1 protein-coding gene is annotated in these 364 nt (G+C 53.0%); it reads left to right on the top strand.

Annotated features, from left to right (window positions below):
- Positions 1-94 precede the first annotated feature (94 nt).
- The coding region (locus tag EL84_RS30535) for a hypothetical protein (RefSeq protein ID WP_047844550.1) at positions 95-364 on the top strand (270 nt) is incomplete at its 3' end.

The raw sequence follows: 364 nt of genomic DNA, 5'->3' as shown, positions 1-364 counted from the left end.
TGAACCTGCGTCAGGCGCAGTTTTGGCCGGGCCCTGTGCAGACGTTGCGTTTGCCGATGAAGTGCCGTAGCCCGCCTGGGCGGGATACCGAAGGATGATTAAAATCTCACCATACGCTCGTCCGGAAGATGGTGGCGCTGAAAAGGTAGAAGCTTGGTCAGCTGATCTAATCGTAGGGTTGCACCAGGTAAGGCTGGTGGATAAAGCAGGTGGGGCATTCATGTGTGTCTATCTGGGTTCTTCAGATAGTGATCGGGTGGATGCAGGGTCTGGCTTGCTTCCTCTCTTTCTCCTTTTCTTTTTTTCTTTTCCCTTCTTCTCTGGAGCTGTCCTCGCTGAAAAAGGCGACGCATGTCTAGCTGCT

Origin of the sequence: Paenibacillus sp. VT-400 (assembly GCF_001029205.1) — a bacterium.
Classification (GTDB): domain Bacteria; phylum Bacillota; class Bacilli; order Paenibacillales; family Paenibacillaceae; genus Paenibacillus; species Paenibacillus amylolyticus.
This window is presented reverse-complemented; position numbering and strand designations above follow the sequence as displayed.